This is a genomic window from Cyanobium sp. Morenito 9A2 (assembly GCF_024345575.1).
Classification (GTDB): Bacteria; Cyanobacteriota; Cyanobacteriia; order PCC-6307; family Cyanobiaceae; genus ATX-6F1.
Genome location: NZ_JAGQBJ010000002.1, coordinates 255,462 through 274,702, shown reverse-complemented (window position 1 = coordinate 274,702; position 19,241 = coordinate 255,462). Strand labels below are relative to the sequence as shown.

The 19,241-nt window shown below is 66.0% G+C and carries 19 protein-coding genes; 13 read left to right on the top strand and 6 right to left on the bottom strand.

Annotation, left to right across the window (positions count from 1 at the left end; genetic code table 11):
- Positions 1–407: 407 nt before the first annotated feature.
- Entirely contained in the window at positions 408–3,446 is a 3,039-nt protein-coding gene (locus KBY88_RS04870) for a phycobilisome rod-core linker polypeptide (protein WP_254938776.1), read from the bottom strand.
- Between the two features lie 163 nt (positions 3,447–3,609).
- Between KBY88_RS04870 and KBY88_RS04865 the strand changes: the two genes are divergently transcribed.
- The 13 genes from KBY88_RS04865 (at position 3,610) to KBY88_RS04805 (ending at position 13,212) form a co-directional block, all read left to right on the top strand.
- Positions 3,610–4,821, top strand: coding sequence for a methyltransferase (locus KBY88_RS04865; RefSeq protein ID WP_254938775.1), 1,212 nt, complete (start codon positions 3,610–3,612; stop codon positions 4,819–4,821).
- A gap of 140 nt (positions 4,822–4,961) precedes the next feature.
- On the top strand, positions 4,962–5,435 hold the full coding sequence (locus KBY88_RS04860; protein WP_254938774.1) for an ATP synthase: 474 nt from the start codon (positions 4,962–4,964) through the stop codon (positions 5,433–5,435).
- Positions 5,436–5,508: 73 nt separating this feature from the next.
- Positions 5,509–6,237 (top strand): F0F1 ATP synthase subunit A, encoded by a 729-nt coding sequence (gene atpB, locus KBY88_RS04855; RefSeq protein ID WP_254938773.1) that lies wholly within the window; start codon positions 5,509–5,511, stop codon positions 6,235–6,237.
- Positions 6,238–6,384: 147 nt separating this feature from the next.
- Positions 6,385–6,633: an ATP synthase F0 subunit C gene (gene atpE / locus KBY88_RS04850; protein WP_254938772.1), complete on the top strand. Its 249-nt coding sequence runs from the start codon at positions 6,385–6,387 to the stop codon at positions 6,631–6,633.
- A gap of 96 nt (positions 6,634–6,729) precedes the next feature.
- A complete protein-coding gene (locus tag KBY88_RS04845; RefSeq protein ID WP_254938771.1) occupies positions 6,730–7,200 on the top strand; it encodes a F0F1 ATP synthase subunit B' in 471 nt (156 codons plus the stop codon).
- Positions 7,197–7,721: a F0F1 ATP synthase subunit B gene (locus tag KBY88_RS04840; protein WP_254938770.1), complete on the top strand. Its 525-nt coding sequence runs from the start codon at positions 7,197–7,199 to the stop codon at positions 7,719–7,721. The genes KBY88_RS04845 and KBY88_RS04840 overlap by 4 nt, the downstream gene beginning before the upstream one ends.
- A complete protein-coding gene (atpH, locus tag KBY88_RS04835; RefSeq protein ID WP_254938769.1) occupies positions 7,721–8,269 on the top strand; it encodes an ATP synthase F1 subunit delta in 549 nt (182 codons plus the stop codon). The genes KBY88_RS04840 and atpH overlap by 1 nt, the downstream gene beginning before the upstream one ends.
- Positions 8,270–8,341: 72 nt before the next feature.
- Positions 8,342–9,859, top strand: coding sequence for a F0F1 ATP synthase subunit alpha (gene atpA / locus KBY88_RS04830; RefSeq protein ID WP_254938768.1), 1,518 nt, complete (start codon positions 8,342–8,344; stop codon positions 9,857–9,859).
- A 13-nt stretch (positions 9,860–9,872) separates the two neighbouring features.
- Positions 9,873–10,823 (top strand): F0F1 ATP synthase subunit gamma, encoded by a 951-nt coding sequence (locus tag KBY88_RS04825; RefSeq protein ID WP_254938767.1) that lies wholly within the window; start codon positions 9,873–9,875, stop codon positions 10,821–10,823.
- Positions 10,824–10,871: 48 nt separating this feature from the next.
- Positions 10,872–11,642, top strand: a complete 771-nt coding sequence (locus tag KBY88_RS04820) for a TIGR02466 family protein (protein WP_254938766.1) — start codon at positions 10,872–10,874, stop codon at positions 11,640–11,642.
- Positions 11,643–11,663: 21 nt separating this feature from the next.
- A complete protein-coding gene (locus KBY88_RS04815; protein ID WP_254938765.1) occupies positions 11,664–11,987 on the top strand; it encodes a 2Fe-2S iron-sulfur cluster-binding protein in 324 nt (107 codons plus the stop codon).
- Positions 11,984–12,157: a DUF8621 family protein gene (locus KBY88_RS04810; protein WP_254938764.1), complete on the top strand. Its 174-nt coding sequence runs from the start codon at positions 11,984–11,986 to the stop codon at positions 12,155–12,157. The genes KBY88_RS04815 and KBY88_RS04810 overlap by 4 nt, the downstream gene beginning before the upstream one ends.
- Positions 12,154–13,212 (top strand): DUF3326 domain-containing protein, encoded by a 1,059-nt coding sequence (locus tag KBY88_RS04805; RefSeq protein WP_254938763.1) that lies wholly within the window; start codon positions 12,154–12,156, stop codon positions 13,210–13,212. Before KBY88_RS04810 ends, KBY88_RS04805 begins: the two co-directional genes overlap by 4 nt.
- A 29-nt stretch (positions 13,213–13,241) precedes the next feature.
- On the opposite strand, the gene ald is transcribed toward KBY88_RS04805, so the two are convergent.
- The 5 genes from ald to KBY88_RS04780 all read right to left on the bottom strand — a co-directional run bounded on the left by ald (position 13,242) and on the right by KBY88_RS04780 (position 19,113).
- Positions 13,242–14,381 carry an alanine dehydrogenase gene (gene ald / locus KBY88_RS04800; protein ID WP_254938762.1) on the bottom strand — a complete coding sequence of 380 codons (1,140 nt, stop codon included), beginning with the start codon at positions 14,379–14,381 and terminating at the stop codon, positions 13,242–13,244.
- 70 nt (positions 14,382–14,451) lie between these two features.
- Positions 14,452–16,158 carry an NAD+ synthase gene (locus KBY88_RS04795; protein ID WP_254938761.1) on the bottom strand — a complete coding sequence of 569 codons (1,707 nt, stop codon included), beginning with the start codon at positions 16,156–16,158 and terminating at the stop codon, positions 14,452–14,454.
- On the bottom strand, positions 16,158–16,790 hold the full coding sequence (locus KBY88_RS04790; RefSeq protein WP_254938760.1) for a nicotinate-nucleotide adenylyltransferase: 633 nt from the start codon (positions 16,788–16,790) through the stop codon (positions 16,158–16,160). The genes KBY88_RS04795 and KBY88_RS04790 overlap by 1 nt, the downstream gene beginning before the upstream one ends.
- On the bottom strand, positions 16,787–18,103 hold the full coding sequence (locus tag KBY88_RS04785; protein WP_254938759.1) for a GTP-binding protein: 1,317 nt from the start codon (positions 18,101–18,103) through the stop codon (positions 16,787–16,789). Before KBY88_RS04785 ends, KBY88_RS04790 begins: the two co-directional genes overlap by 4 nt.
- Positions 18,100–19,113 (bottom strand): CNNM domain-containing protein, encoded by a 1,014-nt coding sequence (locus KBY88_RS04780; RefSeq protein WP_254938758.1) that lies wholly within the window; start codon positions 19,111–19,113, stop codon positions 18,100–18,102. The genes KBY88_RS04785 and KBY88_RS04780 overlap by 4 nt, the downstream gene beginning before the upstream one ends.
- Positions 19,114–19,241 lie beyond the last annotated feature (128 nt).

Sequence of the window (19,241 nt, the reverse complement as noted above, 5' to 3'; positions counted from 1 at the left end):
CTGGGGCTTCCAAAAGGAGGCCTGAGGTGAAAGGAGCAGCTTCTACATCGCTCAGTGGCGACACCTGTAGAAGGTGGTGCCATAGGGCGTTGGATCGGCCAAGCTGCAAATCAGTTCAACTGATCGCCGAATCATTCTGCGGCAGACCGTCCATCTGGCCCTGTCTCCGGTAACAGTTCTTCACGGCGGGTTGGTTTTTGAGATCCCTTTGCGCGCAATGGCTTTCGCGGGAGTTATTGACATGTCGTCCGTGCTGCAAATGTTAATCATTTGGACGCTCACGTTGGCGGCGAACGCTGCAGGGGGGGGCAAAATTTTGCCTAAAATCGGTGTCCCATTAAAAAGCCCCAGCCTGGGGGGGCGGAGCTTTCATGCATTGGTTGTGGATGTGGGCCAGGGCCTGGGGCCTAGATGGCGCCCTTGATCGGAGGATTGAGGGCCGCGTTGCCGCCATAGAAGCTGGCGGTGCGGTTCACAGTGCTCAGAGGTTGGCCGTCCAGGGTGTCAAGACCCCGTAGGTAGGGCACGGTATCTCGACCGAAGCTGCTGGCGTACTCGTCACTGTTGAGCAGAGCATCAAGCGCCTGCTGTTGACCCTGAATGGCTCGGGTCGCGAGGAAACTGCTCACTTCGTTGGCCTCGGCGGCCCGCCCCAGCAGGGCGAGGTAGGCGGCCGAGGCGGCCCGCAGGGGAGCCAGCCGCTTGATCCTCTGCTGGAAGAGTTCGCTGGAGGCCACGAGTGCTACGAATTCCGAGACCGAAATGTGGCCATCGCGGAGCTGGGATTCGGAATCGCTCAGGCGCTCGGAGCTGAGCACCTCTCGGTTGAGAAGCTGGCGGTAAACATTGCGGACCACATTCTGCAGTTCTGTTTCACCGGCGAAGCGGGCCAGTCGCACCGGCTGGGGAAGGCTGCGACGTCGGCTCAGCCCCTGGGGCTTGCCGGGGCGCAGGGCCTTGGCCATGGCCGAGACGGGTTGTTCAGCGGTGACGAAGCCACGGCTACTGCCCACCAAAGCCTTCCAGTTGGCGCCACTCAGGAAGGGCGAAGCCAATGGGGCTGGGCTGTGGGGGGCGTTGAATCCACCGGGCGATGACGTCCAGACCGGGGTTGCTGCCTGGTTGGCTTGCCAGCGGGCGGCGCTCCAGCGGCGGGTGGGGGGCGGGTCTTGGCGGACGCTCTGGGGACCGACTGGAAGATCTGGAGTAACGCCTGTTTCGTTGCCGCTGATCTTGGCGCTCCAACCACGCAGCACGACGCGTTTGCGGTCGGGGAGGTTGCGCGGTGTGATCTCCGCGTTGCTCACGATCCCCTGCTGGGTGCTCACATCGGGCCGCTTGACCGGCTGAATGTCGGCATAGGCCAGTGCGTTGAAGGGCCGCTTGAGGGCGGGGACCCGGCGGGCACTGAGGTCGGAGGGGGTGATGAAGCGCTCGTAGGGAACGGTGTCCTCGCCGAAGCTTTCGCTGTACTCCAGGCTGTCGATGATCGCATCGACCACGCCATAGAAGCCCTTGCGAGCGGCGGTGTCGAAGTAGGCGTCGATTTCCCAGCGACCGAAAGTTGGGCGACCCAGCAGCCGGCGGTGGATGATCTCGATTGCCTTGGTGATGTACAGGCCGTTCCAGTAGCGGCGTCGGAAAGCGGTGGAGCGGGCCACCTGGCGAATGAACTCCCTCAGGCTGATGTCGCCGTTCTCAAGCTTGATCTCCTCCACCTTGACGCGTTCGCCGGCGTAGCCGGCGGTGCCCAGCACCTGCACATAAACGGCATTGATTACAGAGCCTGTGCTTGATTCGGTGCCGCGCACACTGGGTTGGCCGCCGCGACGGGGAACCGATGAGCCCCCTGTGGCTATCTGTTGCAGGCGGACCAGCTTGGGCCCCACCCGCCGTGGCTTGGACTTGCGGAACTGCGGACTGTCCATCTGACCCGGCTGGGCAATGCCGTTGCCGATCAGAATTCGGCGGTTGTCGTAACCGATCGGGGCCGGCCGGGTGGCCACCGACGCGGTGCCCGACGGGAAAATCGCCCCGTAATTGAGGGCAAGCGGGTCGTTGCCTCCACCGTAGGCGTGCTGGTCAGCGAAGGGCCGGCGGTAGGAGGCGTAGAGCGTGACGTACTGCGGTGCCCCCTCAAACGGCGCACTGAAATTGAACAGCTTGCGGTGGGATCCCCAGCCGGCACTCTCCTGGGCTTCTTCGCCGAGGTCGCGCAGGAAGGGAACGGTTTCCTCGCCAAAGACCTGGGCGTACTCCAGGGTGTTGATGAGCGAATCAACCAGACCCTTGAGCCCCTGGGCGCTGACGATGTCGAAGTAACGGGTGAACTCTTCGCGGGAGCTGATTCCGCGGCCGAGGAAGTGGCGGAAGGCCAGTTCCACGGCACGGCTGTTGGAGAAGCGGCCGTAAAACTGCTGGCGGTATTCCTTGCTGTGGCCGAGGGAGCGGATGAACTCGCGAACCGAGATCTGTCCCTGGCGCACCTGGGTGGCCTCCACAGGACTCACCACCTGGCTGTAGCCCTTGACAATGTCGCGCTCAAAGACCTGGCGGTAGGCGGCGCGGATGACTTCCGCCTTTTGGGCACCGGTCTGGCCGGGTTTGATGATGTAGCGAGGTGCCTTGCCCTGGGCCGCCAAGGCGTAGATGGCAGGCAACTGCAGACCCTGATTTTCCGGGCTGCCGAGGCGTTGGCGCGGGGAGGGGGTCGGAACGTCGAGTTCGGTGATCAAGACGTTGAAGGCCTCGATCACCAAGCTGCGCGCTTCCTGCTCACCGGGGAAGAGGCCGGCGGCGGCGGCGCGCATTTCCTGCAGGGCCACGTTCGTGGCCGCCAGGGAGCAACCCTTCTCGAGCACGTCACGAAGGCCGCGGGTGTTCACGACAAGGATGCTGGGGTCGCCGGCCACGATGGAGTAGCCCACGTAACGCAGGAACCAGGCCAGATCGCGCACGGATTTGCGCATGCGCGTGGTGCCGTAACGGGCCACACTGATGGGGCTGAATCCGGTGGGCAGGACGACGCGCACATCGGCTTCGGACTGAATTCCTCCGAGAACCCTGCCCAGGAGCCCCTGGGTGGCACTGCCTTGGGCGAAGGTGGCGACCGAGGCGGCAAAGGCGACCTGATCGGCCGCCAACGGGATGGATTCAGCGCTGACGGAGGTCTTCGGCGTCAGCGGGGCGTCGAGGTAAGAGAGCGGGGTACCGCCCGAGAAGATGCGGTTGGCTGCGCGGCCAACAATGCCGTCGGCGTTGGCCGATAAACGTCTGGCCACCTCCACACGGACCAGGCCGCTCTGAAAAAAGGTGTTGAGGTTGTCGAGCTCGCCGAGCTCGGGGAAGCGGTCCTGTTGCTCCGCCTGACGGACGCTGGAGAGCGGCAGGGTGTCAAACAGCTGGGGTGAAACCCTGGGGCTGCCGCTGCTGGCGGTCACGGTCATGAACGAGAGCGAGCCTGGCCAAGGCACGTTACGGCTGGCCCTTGGGCCAATCGGGGGGCCATGAACAAATGTTTGCAGCCCGATGGCGGCGGGGTTCCCTCGGCGCTCCGCCCCGTGAAAAGCTCGCCTGGTCAGCGCCCAGCGCTCCGCCGTCCCCCCATCCATGCCCGAGGGATCCACCGATGCCGCCACCCCCGTGGTGAGCGCCTTCTACGACCGCTTCCCTTACCCCGGTGACCCCCTCCAGGACGGTCCACCCCCTGGTTACAACTGGCGTTGGTGCGTGCCCTGCGCCTACGCGGTCTGCACTGGCGCCCTGCCTGAGTTGCCCCAACCGCTGCGGATCCTGGATGCGGGCTGCGGCACCGGCGTCAGCACCGATTACCTGGCCCTGCTCAATCCGGACGCTGAGATCCTGGCGGTGGACATCAGCCCTGGAACCCTGGAGGTGGCCCGCGAACGCCTGCGCCGCTCCGGGGGCCACGGGCGGGCTTCGGTGCGGATTGAGCAGCGCAGCCTGCTGGATCTCGAGGACGAAGGGCCCTTCGATTACATCAATTCGGTGGGGGTGCTTCACCACCTCAAGGAACCCCGGTCGGGGCTGAAGGCCTTGGCCGCCCTGCTCCGTCCGGGGGGGCTGCTTCATCTCTTCCTTTACGCCGACGGGGGGCGTTGGGAGGTCCACCGCACCCAGCGGGCGCTGGCCCTCGTGGGTGCGGGGGCCGATGCCGATGGGCTTCGCCTGGGCCGCGAGCTTCTGGCGACGTTGCCGGAGGCCAACCGATTGCGCCGCCACCACGAACAGCGCTGGGCCCTGGACACCGCCGCGGATGCCAACTTCGCTGACATGTACCTGCATCCCCAGGAGAGCAGCTACAACCTCGATCGGCTGTTTGACTTCGTGGCCTCCGCCGACCTGCGCTTTGCGGGTTTCTCCAATCCCGAGGTTTGGCGTCCAGCTCGTCTGCTTCAGGGGGAGCTCCTGGAGCGGGCCCAGGCTCTGCCGGCGCGGGACCAGTGGCAACTGGTGGAGGCCCTTGACCCCGACATCAGCCATTTCGAGTTTTTTCTCAGCCAGGGGGAGCTGACGCTGGCTGACTGGAGCGACGATCGGGCCTTGCTTACCGCCCGGGGCCAACGCAACCCCTGTCTGTGGGGTTGGCCTGGCACCAGCCTCATGGGTCCCGATCTGGAGCCCCTCGACCTGGAGCCTGATGGCTTCACCCTGCTTCAAGCGATCGAAGCGAGCAGCCCGGATGCGGCTCTGGAGACCCTTGGCTTGGGCTGGGCTCCGGAGCATCTCTGCGCGGTGGCGCGTCAGTTGGTGAGCCAGCGGCTGCTGCTGCTCCGCCCAGGAGGGGAGAGGGGTGCGTGATAGATTCCGCGCGCCATAAAAGAGTTTCAGCGCCCTTGTTGGCCGGTCTTCATCACCCCGTGGATCCCCTCCCCACATCGGGGCCGGAGGACGCCATGGGAGCAGGATCCGGTCCAACAGAGTTGCCTGATTCAGTGACGATGACCTCCCCCAAGGAGGTTGCCCTCGCTGAGCTCCCCAGCTCCGCCCCATCTGTTGAGGAGCCCGTTTCGGCGGCCATCCTCACCACTGGTACGGGATCGGAGAAGTCCAATGGCATGGACGACTATGCGCAGCTCAAGCGGCGCATGCTCCAGGCCACGTTGATTGCGACCGCCACGGCGGTTCCGATCACGGCTCTGGTTTTCGATCTCTCCACCGCCGCCAGCCTTCTGGTCGGTGCCTTGGCCGGCCTGCTCTACCTGCGTCTTCTCTCACGCAGTGTCGACAAGCTCGGCAACGGCGCCAAGTCGGTGGGCAAGGTTCAGCTGCTGGTGCCGGTGGTGCTCGTTGTGGCCTCGGCCCGGATTCACCAGTTGGATCTGCTCCCTGCGCTCATCGGCTTCCTGCTCTACAAGCCAGCCCTGCTGATCCAGGGTTTGCTTGAGGCCCGCAGCAGTTCCAGCGGCCGCTGATTGCCTCGAATCTCTGGCCCCCGACCGGCCTCTCCCCCATTCGTCGCCCTAGCGACACCGAACGTTCAGCCAGATGGTCCCCTTGCCTCTCGCTCTTCCTTTCGCCGCCCTGGAGGTGGGTCAACACCTCTATTGGCAGGTGGGTAACGTCAAAATCCACGGACAGATCTTTCTCAGTTCCTGGGTTGTGATCGGAGCCCTGCTTACCTTCGTGGTGCTGGGTTCCCGCAAGCTGGATCGCGATCCCCGCGGGCTCCAGAACCTGCTGGAATATCTTTGGGGATACATCCGTGATATTGCACGGGACTACATCGGAGAGAAGGCCTACAGGGATTGGCTGCCGTTCATCGGAACGCTTTTTCTCTTCATCTTCGTCAGCAATTGGGGCGGCGCCCTGATTCCCTGGAAGCTCATTCACCTCCCGAGTGGTGAGCTTGGCGCTCCAACGGCCGATATCAACACCACTATCGCCTTGGCCCTGCTGGTCTCACTGGCTTACTTCTATGCGGGTCTGAGCCGCAAAGGCTTCCGCTACTTCGAGTATTACGTGGAGCCGACGCCGATCATGCTCCCGTTCAAGATCGTCGAGGATTTCACCAAGCCCCTGTCCCTCTCCTTCCGTTTGTTCGGCAACATCCTTGCTGACGAACTCGTTGTGGCGGTGCTCGCCTTCTTGGTGCCTCTGATCGTGCCCCTGCCGGTGATGTTCTTGGGGCTGTTCACCAGTGCCATTCAGGCGTTGATCTTCGCCACCCTCGCCGCCTACTACATCGGCGAGGCTGTCCACGAGTCCCATCATTAGATCGCCACAGCAGGTCCCCGCGGTCTGCTAAATCTGCTGCGCGTTGGTCCGGATCACCCTGGGCCCATTCCTTGAGAATGTCCGAGCGCGGCCTTCAATCTCCGGTTTCTTCCGCGCTGCTACAGCGCCCCTCATCCCCTTCCCACCATGGATTCGATTACCTCTGCTGCGTCTGTTGTGGCTGCTGGTCTGGCTGTCGGCCTGGGCTCGATCGGCCCTGGCATCGGTCAGGGCACCGCGTCCGGCGGCGCCGTTGAAGGCATTGCCCGTCAGCCCGAGGCCGAGGGCAAGATCCGCGGCACTCTGCTGCTGTCGCTGGCCTTCATGGAGTCCCTCACCATCTACGGCCTCGTGGTCGCACTGGTGCTCCTTTTCGCCAACCCCTTCGCCAACTGATCGCCCCTGGGGGAGAGCCGACCAGGGCGCCGACCCGCGCTCTGGATCCGTTGGTCTCCTTTTTCAATCTCCTGATCTCACCAGCGCTCCTGTTCCATGACCAGCTGGCTCCTGCTTGCCGCAGCCGGTGAACCGGCGGGAGGTCTCTTTGACCTCGATGCCACCTTGCCGCTGATGGCGGTGCAAGTGGTGCTTCTCACCTTCATTCTCAACGCCCTCTTCTTCCGTCCCGTCGGCCGGGTGGTCGAGGAGCGTGAGGGTTACATCACCACCAGCCGCGCCGAGGCCAAGCAAAAGCTCGCCCAGGCCCAGCGGCTCGAAGCCGACCTGAAGCAACAGCTCAGGGATGCTCGCCAGCAAGCCCAGAAGCTGATTCTGGCCGCTGAGGAAGAGACTGATCTTCTTTACCGTCAAGCCCTGGCTGAGGCCCTTGCCGATGCCAATGCCAGTCGAGAGCAGGCCCGCCGCGAGATCGACAGCCAGCGGGAAACCGCTCTTGGTCAGATCCGCAGCGACGCCGACCAACTCGGCATGCTCATCGTCAACCGTCTGCTGGCCGCCTCATGACAGCGCTCCTGGACCCACTCCTGGCCAGCCACGGAAGCTTCGGTTTCAACCTGGATCCTTTCGAGACCAACATCATCAACCTGGCGATCGTGATCGCCGGGCTTTGGAAATTTCTGCCCGGGTTCCTGGGCTCCATCCTGGAGCGCCGTCGCACCGCCATTCTGGCCGACCTCGGCGATGCCGAAGATCGGTTGACCACCGCTGGAGCGGCCCTAGCCCAGGCTCAAAGGGAGCTCGCCGAGGCTCAGCAGAAGGCTGCTCAGATCCGCAGCGATGGCGAAGCCAGAGCCCAAGCGATTCGCCTGGACAGCGAGCGCCGCACCGTTGAGGAGATGGTTCGTGTCAAGCAGGGAGCTGCTTCCGATCTCAGCACAGAGGCCGCCCGGGTCACCCAGCAACTGCGCCGTGAAGCCGCTCGTCTGGCCATTGAAAAGGCCCTGGCCGAACTCCCCGGGCGTCTGGATGGGGCTGCCCAATCCAGCCTCCTCGATCAGTCCATCGCTAATTTGGGGGCCTCCTGATGCCGCTGCTGAATACCCTCACCACCCCCTACGCCGAAGCCTTCCTTCAGGTGGCTGATCAGCGCGGGGAAACCGAAGAGGTGGTTACCCAGGCCAAGGAACTTCTGAACCTCTGGCGCGAGACCCCGAGCCTTCGTGAGGCCCTGGCCTCGCCGGTGATCGAAGTTGAAGCGAAGAAGGATGTTCTGGTCAAGCTGTTCGCAGACCAGATCACCCCTTCTTTCCTGAATCTGCTGAAGCTGCTCACTGACCGCTCCCGCATCGGCATTCTGGATGCTGTGCTGGAACGTCTGCTGGATCTCTATCGCGAGCAGCGCCACATCGCTTTGGCCACGGTGACCTCCGCCACCCCTCTCTCGGACGAGCAGCAGGTTCTGCTGAGCAAGAGGGTGCAGGCCGTCGCAGGAACTGACAAGGTGGAGATCAAGCTCTTGGTGGATCCTGCCTTGATCGGCGGTTTCATCGTGCGCCTCGGTTCCCAGGTCATCGACGCCAGCCTTTCGGGTCAGGTGCGTCGTCTCGGTCTCGAGCTGGCCCGGGTGAGCTAGCCACCCCGAACCACCCCTTCTTCTCCCACCCTTTCCCCCACCCACCGCCGTCCCTCCAAGGGATCCCCCACCATGGTTTCCATTCGACCCGACGAGATCAGCGCCATCCTCAAGCAGCAGATCGCTGACTATGACAAGTCAGTTTCGGTCAGCAATGTCGGAACCGTGCTTCAGATTGGTGATGGCATTGCCCGGGTCTATGGCCTCGAAAAGGTGATGTCCGGCGAGCTGGTGGAGTTCGAGGACGGCACCGAGGGCATCGCCCTCAACCTTGAAGACGACAACGTCGGCGTCGTGTTGATGGGCGAGGGCCGCGGCATCCAGGAGGGCAGCACTGTCAAGTCATCCGGTCGCATCGCCTCGGTGCCCGTGGGCGACGCCCTCCTCGGTCGGGTGGTGAATCCCCTGGGCCTGCCGATCGACGGCAAGGGCGATATCGCCTCCACCGAAGACCGCTTGATCGAGTCCCCCGCGCCGGGCATCATCCAACGCAAGTCGGTGCACGAACCCCTCCAGACGGGCATCACCGCCATCGATGCGATGATTCCCATCGGCCGTGGTCAGCGCGAACTGATCATTGGTGATCGCCAGACCGGCAAGACAGCCATCGCCATCGACACGATCCTCAACCAGAAAGGTGAGGACGTCGTCTGTGTCTATGTGGCCATTGGCCAGAAATCTGCTTCGGTGGCCAACGTGGTCGAGGTGCTGCGCGAGCGCGGCGCCCTCGATTACACCGTTGTGGTATTCGCCAGCGCTTCTGAAGCTGCTGCCCTGCAATACCTCGCCCCCTACACCGGTGCCGCCATCGCCGAGTACTTCATGTACAAGGGCAAAGCCACACTGATCGTCTACGACGACCTCACCAAACAGGCCCAGGCCTACCGCCAGATGTCCCTGTTGCTTCGCCGTCCCCCCGGTCGTGAGGCCTACCCCGGCGACGTCTTCTATTGCCACAGCCGCCTGCTTGAGCGTGCCGCCAAGCTCTCCGACGCCCTCGGCAAGGGCAGCATGACCGCCCTGCCGATCATCGAAACGCAGGCCGGCGACGTCTCCGCTTACATCCCCACCAACGTGATCTCGATCACCGATGGTCAGGTGTTCCTAAGCTCTGACCTCTTCAATTCCGGTCTGCGCCCTGCCATCAACGTGGGCATTTCCGTGAGCCGCGTGGGCGGAGCCGCCCAAACCAAGGCGATCAAGAAGATCGCCGGCACCTTGAAGCTGGAGTTGGCTCAGTTCGATGAACTGGCGGCCTTCTCTCAGTTCGCTTCCGATCTCGATGCCGCCACCCAGAAACAGCTGGGGCGCGGCAAGCGATTGCGCGAGCTGCTCAAGCAGCCCCAGTTCAGCCCGCTCGTGCTCGCTGAGCAGGTGGCTGTCGTCTATGCCGGCGTCAAAGGCCTGATTGATGAGGTTCCCGTGGAACAGGTCGCCCTGTTCGTCCGTGAGCTGCGGGAGTACCTCAAGACCAATCGCGCCGAGTACATCGAGAAGGTCCAAACAGAGAAGCAGCTGAGCGAAGCGTCCGAAGCGCTTCTCAAGAGCGCCATCAACGAAGTCAAGGCCAGCCTCCTGGCCGTCGCCTGAGCACCCTGAACCCATGGCGAACCTCAAGGAAATCCGCGACCGGATTAGCTCGGTCAAGAACACCCGCAAGATCACCGAGGCCATGCGCCTGGTGGCGGCGGCCAAGGTGCGTCGAGCCCAGGAGCAGGTGCTGCGCAGCCGCCCCTTTGCCGACCGTCTCGCTCGGGTGCTGGAGAACCTCCAGGACAACCTGAACGGCGAAGGCAGCGATGTGCCCTTGCTGCAGAGCCGTCCGGTTTCCACGATCACCTTGCTTGTGGTTACAGCCGATCGTGGTCTATGCGGGGGCTACAACGCCAACATCATCAAGCGGTCTGAGCAGCGGTTCGCCGAGCTCAAGGGTCAGGGCTTCACGGTGGATATGGTGCTGATTGGCCGCAAGGCCATCACTTATTTCCAGAACCGCTCCTATCCGATCCGCGCCACGTTCACCGGACTGGAGCAGGTGCCCAACGCCGATGAGGCCCGCGGGATTGCCGATGAGGTGTTGGCGGAGTTTCTCTCTGAGAGCACAGACCGAGTAGAGATCATCTTCACCAAGTTCATCAACCTGGTGAGTTCCAACCCTGTCTCCCAGACCCTGCTCCCCCTCGACCCCCAGGGCATCGCCAGCCCGGATGATGAGATCTTCCGCCTCACCACCCGCGAGGGTCGGTTGCAGGTGGAGGTGGGATCGGGCCCGGAGAACATCCAGCCGGCTCTGCCCTCGTCATTCGTGTTCGAGCAGAGCCCGGCCCAACTGCTCAACGCGCTGCTGCCTCTCTATCTTCAGAATCAGTTGCTGCGCTCACTCCAAGAAGCCGCCGCCAGCGAACTGGCCAGCCGGATGACGGCCATGAACAACGCCAGCGACAACGCCAAGGCCCTGGCCAAGACGCTGACCCTTGATTACAACAAGGCTCGGCAGGCGGCGATCACCCAGGAAATCCTTGAGGTGGTGGGCGGCGCTGCGGCGATGGCCTGATCCAGCACCGGTGCCGGCCGCTGGGCCGGCTTTTTTTAGGTTCAGACGATGGACGGCACGTCCGCTCAGCCCCTAACGCTGCCTCTGGGCCCTGGGCTGGCGATCCAGCCCCTGTTCCCCCTGGCTCTGGGCAGCGCTCAACTACGGCTCGATCCGCTCGATCTGGCGGTGATGCTTCAAGACGCCGTGGCGCTCAGGGGCAAGGCTGAGGGCAACCCCGATGTGGTCTGCGCCTGGACAGGTGATCTCCACGGTGTCGACCAACTCCACAGACACCCAAGTTTTTCGGGCCTTTCCCGGCAGGTGGAACTACTGGCCCTGGATTACTTGGCCAGCCTTGGGTTTGCCTTGGAACGCGTTGGCCTGCATCTGCAGCGCTGCTGGCCGGTGATCAGTGAGCCTGGCCAGGGGGTGGGACGTCACCACCATCCCAACGCCCACTTGAGTGCGGTGGTCTATCTCAATGGCGACGGAAGCGGCGCCAGCGGTTGCCTGCGGCTCTACCCACCCCGCCAGGTGAATGAACTGGTGGGGGGCTTGGCGGTGGGCCATGGGGGGCCGATCCAAGCGGGAGCCCCCTGGAATGCGCCTTGGGCGGAGCTGGCCCCCCGGGCGGGACTGGTGGTGTTCTTCCCCGCCGCCACCGACCACGGCGTCGAGGAAAACCTTGGGGATGACCGCCGCTTTTCGATCAGCTTCGATTTCGTGCTCACCGCCCCCGCAGGAACTGCAGACAGCTCGCCCTCGGCGGAGTATCTGGCGCCCCACCCGAGCCGTTGGCGCCCCGTCGTCCGAGAAGATGGGGGCGTTGTGGTTTGAGCAGGCGCCCCAGGGAACCCCATGAGTGACACCTTCACCGTGATCGCCGTGCTCCATGGTGCGGAGCACAGCTTTCCCTGTCGCAGCGACCAGACGGTGCTCTCGGCTGCCGAGGCGGCTGGCGTGGCGCTGCCCAGCTCCTGCTGTTCGGGGGTTTGCACCACCTGCGCCGCCCTGCTCCAGGAGGGCCAGGTGCATCAGCCCGACGCCATGGGGGTGCGGGAGGATCTGCAGGTGAAGGGGTATGCCCTGCTCTGTGTGGCCACGCCCTTGAGCGATCTCAAGCTGTTGGCGTGCCAGGAGGATGCGCTTTACGAGGCCCAGTTCGGTCAATTCCAGAAGTGAGGCTCAAGCCATTGGAGCTCTGGGTGGAGCTCGGGCCTGGCCCGTTGCGATCCCAGGTGCTGGCGGCCCTGGCGCCCCACGGAGAACCCCTGCGCTGGGCGCTCACGGCGGTCGAGTCCCGGGGCGACGGGGGACGGCGGGTGCGGCTGGAGGCGGTGGTGCTGCGGTGAGCACCTTCCCCCCACTCCCCACGGTGCTGGTGATCCCCACCGGCATCGGTTGCCAGATCGGCGGCTATGCGGGGGATGGTTTGCCTAGTGCCCGGTTGCTGGCCGCCGCCAGCGGTTGTCTGATCACCCATCCCAATGTGATGAACGGGGCGGCGCTCTACTGGAGCGATCCGCGGATCCACTACGTCGAGGGCTGGGCCCTGGATCGCTTCGTGGCCGCTGAACTGGCCCTCGAACCCGTGCGCCGCCAGCGGGTGGGGGTGCTGCTGGATGCGGGGATCGATGGTGACCTGCTGCTGCGGCACCGGCAGGTGATCGAGGCTTGCCGCAGCACCTTGGGGCTCACCATCGGACCGGTGGTCACCACCGAGATGTCCCTGGAGGTGAGCTTGAGCCTTGGCCCCAGCGGCAGCAGTTGGGGGAGCTTGGGGCGGCCTGGGGCCTTGCTGGCCGCCGGAGAGCAGCTGAAGGAGGCGGGGGCTACGGCGATCGCCGTGGTGTCCCGCTTTCCCGATGACCCCGGCCGTGGGGCCCTGGCGGCCTACCGCCAGGGCATCGGTGTGGATGCCCTCGCTGGCGCCGAGGCGGTGATTAGCCACCTGTTGGGGCGCCATCTGGCCTTGCCCTGCGCCCATGCCCCGGCCCTGGCGCCTTTGCCCCTGGATCCCGATCTCGATCCGCGGGCGGCGGCGGAAGAGATCGGCACCACCTTCTTGCCCTGTGTGCTGGTGGGGCTCTCACGGGCCCCCAACCTTTGGCCCCTCGCCCCGGGCCGTCCAGCACCACCCGCCGGAGCGCTCCTCGGCCCACAGATCGGCGCCGTGGTGGCCCCCGCCGGGGCCCTCGGGGGCGAGGCGGTGCTGGAGGCCCTGGATCGGGGCGTGCCCGTGATCGCCGTGGCGGGCAACCCCTCCCTGCTGGCGGTCAACGCCGAAGCCCTGGGGGTGAAAGTGCTGCCAGCGGCCAGCTACGCCGAAGCTGCCGGCTGGGTGTTGGCGCTGCGCGAGGGGATCGAACCAGAGGCCCTGAGACGACCCCTGCGGCCCCTTCCCTGAGGCCGGCTGAGGGCTTTGGGCTGTTGCGCTCAGCGCAGGCAGGCCATCGGGTGACGGGTGGGCACCCCCAGGGCCTTGGCGACCCCAGGGTGGCAGACGTCGCCATTGATCGTGTTGAGCCCGGACATCAGCTCGGGCCGCTCGGTGATCGCCTCCACCAGACCGCGGCCAGCGATCGCAAGGATGTAAGGCAGGGTCACGCTGACCAATGCTTCGGTGGAGGTGTAGGGCACGGCGCCGGGCATGTTGCCCACGGCGTAGTGTTGGACTCCGTGAATGGTCACCACGGGATCGGTGTGGGTCGTTTCGCGGCTGGTGGCGATGCAACCGCCCTGGTCGATCGCCACATCCACGATCACCGAGCCTGGCCGCATCTGACGTACCAGCGGCTCATCCACCAGGCTTGGGGCGCGGCCTCCGGGGGTGAGCACGGCGCCAATCAGCAGATCGGCCGTGGGGACCAGCCGCTCCACGAGTCCGCGGCTGCTCACCAAACTGACCAGCCGACCACGACGGTCGGATTCGAGCACGCGCAGCCTTTGGGGGGAGTGATCCAGCAACAGCACGTCCGCATCCATGGCGGCGGCCAGACGGGCCGCATGCCAACCAACGGTGCCGGCGCCCAGCACCACCACCCGGGCGGGCTTCACCCCCGTGCAGCCCCCGATCAAGACGCCGCGGCCCCCGTGGGGCTTCTCCAGCAGGTGGGCGCCCACTTGGGCGGCCAGCCGCCCGGCGATCTCGCTCATCGGGGCCAGCAGCGGCAGACTGCCGTTCTCAAGCTGCACCGTTTCGTAGGCCACGCCAGTGGTGCCGGCCTCGAGCAGGGCTTGCCCAACGTCTGGATAGGCGGCCAGGTGCAGGTAGGTGAACAGCACCAGATCACTGCGCAGGAAAGGGAATTCCTCCGGCTGGGGCTCTTTCACCTTGACCACCAGGTGGGCGGCCCAGGCTTCCTCCCGGCCCACCAGGCGGGCGCCGGCGGCGGCAAAGGCTTCGTCGCTGATGCCGGCGCCCGTGCCGGCGCCATGCTGAATGCGCACCTCCAGGCCGTGGGAGATGAGTTCGCGCACCCCATCGGGGGTCAGGGCCACCCGCTGCTCATCCCGCTTGATTTCGGAGGGAACGCCGATGCTGGCGATCGGAGCTGCCAGGCCGGAGGCTGCCATGGGGTTCAGTTGCTCCCACCAGATTGGCGACTCAGCGGGCCAATCGCCAAGAACGATCGGCATTGGCCCATCAGCGGGCGGCGGCGATCGGCATCCGCCATCCCGTCCCGAAAGCCCTTCGGCTCACTTTGAGCAGCGGCGGGGCCTGGCGTCTTTTGAATTCCGCTTTCCGCAGCAGTCCTTGCACCCGGTGGGCCAGCTCCGGGTCGGTGCCGGCGGCGATCAGCTCCTCGGTGCTGCGCAGCTCCTCGATGCAGGCGGAGAGGATCGGATCGAGCACGGCGTAGTCAGGCAGGGAATCGCTGTCTTTTTGATCGGGGCTGAGTTCGGCGCTGGGGGGCTTCAGGCGAATCGCCTCCCCGATCAGGGCGCCGGCGGTGGCCAGGCCGAAATGCTCGCGGCAGGAGGCCGATTCAGGGGCATCGAGCCAGGAGCAGAGGGCGAAGACCGTGGTTTTGTACAGGTCACCGATCACCGCCAGACCGCCGTTCATGTCGCCGTAGAGGGTGCAGTAGCCCACGGCCAGTTCCGATTTGTTGCCGGTGGAGAGCAGCAGCTGGCCCTGCTGGTTCGCCAGGGCCATCAGCAACGTGCCCCTGATCCTCGATTGCAGGTTCTCGGCCGCCAGGCCCCTGGGCGGCCCCGTCAGTGGGCCTTCAAGGGAGGCGGCGAACTGCTCCATCAGCGGTTCGATGGCCACGGTGTCATGGGCGAGATCCAAGGTGTCTGCCAGTGCCAGAGCATCGCTGATCGAGCCAGGCGAGCTGTAGGGGGAGGGCATCAGCAGCGCTTGCACGTGATCCGGGCCGAGGGCGGCCACGGCCAGGGCGGCCACAAGGGCCGAATCGATGCCGCCGCTCAGCCCCAGGAGCGCCCGCTGGAAGCCACATTTGCGCGCGTAGTCGCGCAGCCCCAGCACTAGCACCCGGAACAGCTGCTCGATGGGTGCAGGCAAGTCCTTGTCTGTGTTGGCCTGGTGCGCCCGGTCAGGGGTGGCCGTCAAGCTGTCGTAGAGGCCGAGATCCTCTTCGGCGCAGGCCAGCTGCAGCCGCACGGCGCCGGTGGCATCGACAACGAAGCTGGCGCCATCGAACACCAGCTCGTCGTTGCCGCCCACCTGGTTCACGTAAACCACCGGGCACCCCAGCCGTGCGACCGCCGCCTGGGCCAGCTGGTGCCGCAGGGCCGGTTTGCCCTGGCCAAAGGGTGAGGCCGACAGGTTGATCAGCAGCTCGGGTGCCAGGGGAATCAACTCGGCGATCGGGTCGGGTCCGGCCAGGCGTGGGATCGGCAGGGTTTCCTCCACCCAAAGGTCCTCGCAGATGGTGAGCCCTAACCGCCAGAGGCGACCGGCCACGGGCAGTTCCAGGAGTGAGGGCCGGTCGGCGCTGCGGAAGTAGCGCCGTTCATCGAAGACGTCGTAGCTGGGCAACAGGCGCTTGCGGGCGACGATTCGCCACTGTCCCCGTTGCACCAGGGCAGCGGCATTGAACAGGGCCGGCTGCTGGCCCCCCGGCAGCGGATCACTCACCCCGAGCAGCAGGCTCAGTCTGGGAGGCATCCCCTCGGCCAGCTCCCCCAGCAGCTGATCCTGGTCCCGCTGCAACGACGGCCGCAGCAGCAGATCCCTGGGGGGATAACCCCAGAGGGCCAGCTCGGGCGCCACCACAAGATCAGCGCCCAGGCCCGCTGCCTCCTGACATCGCGTAGCCAGCCGCTCGGCGTTGCCGCGCAGGTCGCCCACCAGCGGATTGATCTGGGCCAGGGCGAGCCGCATCAGCGCCGGGGGCGGAGAGCCGCTGGGTCGCCGGGGGCCGAGGAGGCCAGTCCATACAGATTGTGCTCCCTTAGCAGTGGCCACAGCACCATCGGGATCAGGGCGGGATCGGGCTGTTGGCGGATCAGGGAGCTGGCGGTTGCGGGGATCTCCAGGGGGAGCACCTCCAGGTGGGCGCCGAGGCTTTCCAGGGGCTTGAGCAGCTCTGGGCGCAGGGGCCAGCTCTGGCGGGGCACCACCGCCAGCCGGCAGGCGGCCAGAAGGCTGCGGGCGGCGTACCAGGAGGGGATCTGCTCCACCAGGTCGCTGCCCACGACGAACACCAGCTGGGCTTCTGGCCAGCGCTCGCGGGCGCCTTGAAGGCTCTCGATCGCCCGCGGGCTGCTGAGGGTTTGATCAAGGATCAGGCGCGGATTGGCCAGGTCCTCCACCAGGGCCTGCAGCATCGCCGCGCGCAGGGCCAGGGGGGCCCCGTGGTGCTTGAGGGGGTTGTCGCTGGCAAAAGTGGCCACCAGCGGGTAGTGGTGGGCCAGGCCCTCCAGCAGGGCACGGTGCCCCAGGCTGGGGGGATCGGCACTGGTGCCGAACAGGGCCACGGCCTCGGGCGCTGTGGGTCCAGCGGGAGCGCTCATGGGAGCAAGGCCTGCAGGGGTGGACTGGGCTCCAGGGTTTGCCATTGCAGCAGCCAGCGCCGCACATCTGGGTCCTGGCGGGCCAGGCGGCGCAGCAGGGCGCCGGGGCGGGCACCCCCCACCTGGGCGCTGCGCAGCAATTGGCTGGCGGCCAAACGGCCGGTGCGCCGGGTGGCTACAACCGCCAAGGCGACCTGGGCCAGGGCCACCGGCGCCGCCGGCGCCAGGCTCAGGCCTCCACTGAGAGGGGCGGCCAGCAGCAGCAGTTGGCGCAGCCCCCCGAGCAGCAGCTGGATTCCCAGCTGGGCCCCCCCCAGCAGGGCGCCCTGGGCCGAGATCCGCCCCAGCATCAGGCGAGCCTGGGGGCCATCGAGCTCGAGGCCGTAGAGACGGCAGAGCTGGAGCACCAGGGTGGTGTCCAGAGCCAGGGCGCCGGCCACATCCAGCAGCACCAGGGGATTGGCGGCGACGGTGGTGGCCTTGAGGGCGGCGAATCGGCCGATCAGGCCCCGGGCCGCCTCACGCCCGTGGCCCAGCCGCCACTGGTGCAAGCGCAGACTGAAGCGGTCAGCGGACCGCAGGCTGTTGAGCGCCAACAGGAGGAGTCCACTGCGCTGGAGCAACGTTGTGAGCTGCTGCCGTAGGGGTTCGATCCGGGCCGGCTCCAGCTCGCTGCGCACCCGGCCATCGGCCAGCAGGGTGGCCCGTCGGGGGGCGGCGGCCACGGTCACCAGCTCCAGCTCGGCGGCAGCCTCCGGCAAGCGGTGGCGGATGCTCGCCAGCAAGGCGTTCAGCTCGGTTTCGGGCCAGCAATCGCTGCGGTTCAGCACCAGCAGCAGGGGGGTGCCGCCACGAAGCAAGGCCTCAAGGGCCTCCAATTCGGGGGCCGCCAGGTCACCATCAAGCACGAACAGCACCAGATCGGCCCCCAGGGCCACCCGGGCGGCCAGGCGCTGGCGCCCGCTGGCGGCGATTTCATCGATGCCAGGGGTATCCACCAGTTCCACACGCTTCAACCCACTGATCACCTGATTCCACGGCGTGTGCTCCTGGAGGCGGGTGCAGCCGTGGGCAACATCGGTGGCGAAGCGCTCCTCACCCAGCAGGGCGTTGAGCAGGCTGGACTTGCCCACCCCCACCCGTCCGAACACGGCCACCCGCAGGCGCCGTTGCCGCAACCGCTCCAGCTGGGCGTCGAGGGCGGTCAGTTCCGGCCCCAGCACCGAACGTTCCCGGGCCGAAAGCCTGAGCTCCGGCCGCCAGCGCTCCAGGAGGGCGGCGCAGCGTTCAGGGCTGGGGGGCGCGGAGCTCATGGGCTTTCCGCTGGAACCGTCGAGCGCGGCCTCCACCAGCCGGCCAGCACGGCCAAAACCACATCCGCTCCGATCAGACCGACGAAGGCGCCGAATTCATCCACCACCACCCGTACGGAGTGATTGCTGCGCCTGAAGGCTGTGAGCAGTCGGTCGGCGCGGATCATCTCCGGCACGAATTCCACCTGCTCGGTGTGGCTGGCCACGCTGGATCCACCCTGGCCGGTCAGCAGGGCGGTCAGCAGGTGTTCGCGGCTGGCGACCCCCAGCACCTCATCCACCTCCTCCCCCAGCACCACCCACCAGGGGGCCGCGTTGCCGAGCAGGTGATCGCGCAGATCGGCCAGCTCGGCATGGCCCGCCAGGGTGGGCGCTGCCACCCGCGGCACCATTAGATCCCTGGCGGTCATGTCGTTGAGCTGGAAGACCTTGCCGATCATCGCGGCCTCATCGGCTTCGATCTGACCCTTCTGGGAGCCGAGCCGGGCCAGCAGGCGAATCTCCTCCTCGTCTGTGGCCAGCTCGTTTTCGGCCGTGATGGCCGGCATCAGCCACTCGAGCACCACCACCAGGGGCAAGAGCAGCTTGAGCAGCAGCGCCACGCTGGCGGCGCTGGCCAGGGAGAGGGGCAGGGCGGCGCTGCTGCCGAGGGACTTGGGCAGGATCTCCCCCAGCAGGATCACCAGCACCGTCAGGCCCACCGAAAACAACGGCAGCGCGATCCCATCGATGCCTTGGTTGTGAAACACCCAGCCGGCATAGCTGCCGAGCATCAGGCTTCCAAAGATGTTGAAGGCGTTGTTGCAGATCACCAGCACCGCCAGGGCGCGACCGAGTCGGTTCTTGAGCAGCTGCAGGGAACGGGCCCCCCGGGGCGGGTGGGGCCGCCCTGCCAGCTCATGAACCTTCAGGGGGTTTACGGTGAGGATCGCCGCCTCCACGCCGGAGCAGACGGCCGAACCGACCAAAATCACCATCACCAGACCCGCCAGGCCGAGGAGCTCGTTCATGGCCGTTGGGTCATGCCGACCTGACGTCGAAGGTGGGGCTGGCCACAGCTGAGCTGACGATCTGACACTCTCATTTAATCGGTTGTGCCATCTTCCCGCCGCACAGCCAACCCGTCCCATCCATCCAA